Source organism: Draconibacterium sp. (genome assembly GCF_041583095.1).
Classification (GTDB): domain Bacteria; phylum Bacteroidota; class Bacteroidia; order Bacteroidales; family Prolixibacteraceae; genus Draconibacterium.
Window position 1 is genome coordinate 1 of the sequence record NZ_JBFHGM010000394.1, and the last position, 3475, is coordinate 3475.

The 3475-nt window shown below is 42.2% G+C and carries 3 protein-coding genes; 2 read left to right on the plus strand and 1 reads right to left on the minus strand.

Going from position 1 to position 3475, the window contains the following annotated elements:
- Positions 1–513, plus strand: a 513-nt coding sequence (locus tag ABZB17_RS21625; RefSeq protein ID WP_372653576.1) for a hypothetical protein, incomplete at its 5' end; no start/stop codon positions are given.
- Positions 514–1000: 487 nt separating this feature from the next.
- Here the strand turns inward: ABZB17_RS21625 and aat are convergent.
- Complete coding sequence (gene aat, locus ABZB17_RS21630; RefSeq protein ID WP_372653579.1) at positions 1001–1669, minus strand: leucyl/phenylalanyl-tRNA--protein transferase; 669 nt, start codon at positions 1667–1669, stop codon at positions 1001–1003.
- A 237-nt stretch (positions 1670–1906) separates the two neighbouring features.
- Between aat and ABZB17_RS21635 the strand changes: the two genes are divergently transcribed.
- Positions 1907–3010 (plus strand): DUF4831 family protein, encoded by a 1104-nt coding sequence (locus tag ABZB17_RS21635; RefSeq protein WP_372653582.1) that lies wholly within the window; start codon positions 1907–1909, stop codon positions 3008–3010.
- Positions 3011–3475 lie beyond the last annotated feature (465 nt).

The window sequence follows — 3475 nt, forward strand, 5'->3', positions numbered from 1 at the left end:
TTCGGAAAGAAATATCTCGATCTGGATGAAGAGAATCAGAAAACAGTAAACGAGATTATTCCAATCCGATTTTCGTACGAAACACCAAAAAATCCCCGCTCAAGTACATGGTTGCCCTTTGACGGCAAACCATCGCCCGAACCAAAACCAATGGAATTGTTGGTGCGCTACGATGGAACGATTGTTTTCGGCAGTAAAACCTACGAAAATCTGGATGAGTTTGAGCGCGATTTAAAGGTTTGGAAAAAGGAGTTGGAAGCGATTAGTAAAGAAGAAAGAACGAATCATTATTATCGAGTCAACGCTACTTTTGAGCATGGTTCACGAACTCAGGAAATATGTTCAAAAGAGATTAGTAAGATAAATTACATGCTTTGGAAACAAAGTATGCACGTGGAACAAATTCATCATGTATTTCCGGAGGAGTTGAACAAACCCGGTTTGGAGATGGATAAACTAATGGCAAAAATGAATAATGTTTTGCCGGCTGCTGATACTACCACGATACGATAGAAATACTTTTTCTGGTTACAAATAATATTCGCAAGCAACAAACTGACTATCGAGGATTATAAAAATGCCATCTGTTTTTATAAGCAGGTGGCATTTTTTATGAATCAAACCAGAAGCTATAAAAAAGAGATAAATGAATTGTTGAACGACAGTGAGGGAGTTTAGATGCTTCCCGACAGTTGTCGACAAGGAAACTGATAGTCGATTTATATTTCGATGCCCGTCGAGCTCCATCCTAAAAATCTATTTTTAGCTCGATGCGCGTCGAGACCAATCTTGACAATTTTTTTTGTTCCCGACAGCTGTCGAGATGAAAATCAAAAGTTTTTTTTCTTGTCGACAATTGAAATCATCAATTTTGAATTTTTTTTTCTTGCCGACGGTTGTCGGATTAAAAACTGACAGCTGGTTTTGTTGTCGACGGCTGTCGAAATCCATTTCAACATTTAGTTTACCACCTGATGTAGGAGCCTGGAAATCCACGTCATCAGCGCTCCATCATTTTCGTCCATTTCCCCTGCAAAGTATCACGCTGCAATGCCTTTTCCAGCATCTCCAAAAAGTCTTTTCGCGGAATAGGTTTGGCACCCAAACTGGCCAGGTGGTCGGTAGGTTGTTGTGCATCGATAAAAGCAAAGTTGTTTTTAAGGGCAAACTGCACCAGGTGGTAAAAGGCAAATTTGCTGGCATCGGTAAGGGTAAAAAACATCGATTCGCCAAAAAAACAATTCCCCAGCGAAATGCCATACAATCCGCCAACCAACTCTTCTTCAAAATAAGTCTCGAACGAGTGGGCATAACCCAGTTTATGCAGTTGCAAGTAGCCATCGATAATGTCGTTGGTAATCCACGTTTCATCTTCGTGGCGGCGTTTGGTTTTACTGCAGGCTGTAATTACCTCTCGGAAAGCCGTGTCGATACGGATTTCAAAAATCCCTTTGTTGAGCACCTGCCGCAGACTTTTCTTTAGTTTAAAATCCTTGGGTAACAACACCATTCGCGGGTTGGGCGACCACCACAAAATAGGTTCGCCCTCACAAAACCAAGGGAACACGCCCTGGCAATATGCCGACAGCAAAAACTCGGGCGAAAGCTCTCCACCTTGTGCAAGCAATCCGTCATCATCGGCCTGATTCGGATCGGGAAATTCTATCATGTTTGCAAAGATAAGAAGACACGAATTTATTTCTGAGAAAATAAACACTAAGACACTAAGGCACGAAGAATAATTAAAAGAAGGATCAGACCTTATAAAACCTTTGTGACTTCGGGGCCTTGTGGTTAAAAGAATGTGTATTTGAGAAACCTTTGAGGCTTTGTGTCTTCGTGTTTAATTCAATAGCATTCAAAATAATTTTAATACTTTTGGGTTTTACAAAAAACAATTTGAACAATGAGGTATTTAGCTTTGATAATTGCTGTAATGATAGTCGTTCCGACCTTTGGACAGCGCAAAAAGAAAGAGGACGAAGGAATTGCTCCCGCTTATGTGGAAGGCATTGCTTACGCATTGCCACGCACAGGAATTAAAGTACACGTTGAAGCCATTCGCGAGAAATTTGAACCGGGACCATACGCAGCTTATGCACAGCAGTTACTGGGGATAAAAGATGCCCGTAACAGAGCATCGGAAAAATGGATGGTGTCGGCGGTGAAAATCGAAACTTTTTCGGAACCCGATCCGCAGCAGGTATATAAAGCAATGGGAGGTATTGCTACAACGATCAGCCTTGCACCCAATGGTTGTCTGGCCGGTATTAATTCCGCGGGGACTGCTGCAATGCCGGTGCAGGTTCAATCAAACAAAACATTTCAGAAACCGGATCTCAACGATGGTTTTTCCTTTGATTATTTCTCGGATACACCATTTCTAATTCCGGGAGATTCTACCAATAATTTCCGGCCAACAGCTGTAAGTGTGGAACAAAAAGCAGCCGAAGCGGCGCAACGTGTGCTCGATTGCCGGATGAATCAGTACGATCTGGCTGCACTTCGCATCGATGGCGAGTACCCGGATGGAAAAGCCTATGAGGTGAGTCTGGAGGAGTTGAAACGTACCGAGCAGAATTACATTAAACTGTTTGTTGGCCGAACCACGTATAAAACCGAAATCTACAGTTTTGATTATGTGCCGGCGGCCAACGAGAAGAATGCAGTGATCTTCCGTATTTCGGATGAAAATGGTGTTGTTCCTGCCAGCGATCTTTCAGGTAAGCCTGTTATGGTGGAGTTTGAACAGGTGGCCGGTTTATTGGAAAAATACCAGGCCAAGGCTGCTTCGGATAACCCCGATGCCGGTTACGATGGTGTTTACTACCGAATGCCGGGAGTGGCGAATATAAAAGTTATTTACGAGCTGAACAGCCTGGCTTCGGCGCGTGCTACCATTGCACAGTTTGGAACTATTGCCCCGGTTCCTGAAGAATTACTGGGCGGGGATTACTCCATCGAATTTCACACGGAAACAGGAGCTATTAAATCCGTTCAATTGAAATAGAAAAGCTAATTATATACGATTACAAAGCCTGGTTTAGCCGGGCTTTTTTTGTGGATCACATTGAATTTCTGGTGGAGGATTATTCTATCGACGCTTGAGAATTGCGGCGCAAACGATCATTCCGTTTCAAAAAGCTTTTTGGTTGCGCCTTTGGTGTTTAATTCAGCCTTTGGCAAAGCTAATTGCCAAATGGCTATTGCGTCGCCCAAGGAAAATATATGATGTAGTATAAAATGGTGCAAGTATAAAAGTTGATTGAAAAGCGGAACCTCCCTGCGCCGCATATCTGTAGAAAGTTAAAATATTAATCCACCTGAGTTTACAGGTGATCTCTTTTATAGACCCCTTAACTAATTTTTAGGCAAAAAAATACCCGACTTTAAAAAGCCGGGTACTTCAAATATTTTCTCAAATAATTTATTTCCTATTTTATTCCATGCATCATCTTTTTCAATACCGGCGAAA

What these genes read in the sequence shown, in the direction of transcription:
- aat (WP_372653579.1), bottom strand. Translation starts at nt 1,669, where the DNA reads ATGATAGAATTTCCCGATCCGAATCAGGCCGATGATGACGGATTGCTT.
- ABZB17_RS21635 (WP_372653582.1), top strand. Translation starts at nt 1,907, where the DNA reads ATGAGGTATTTAGCTTTGATAATTGCTGTAATGATAGTCGTTCCGACC.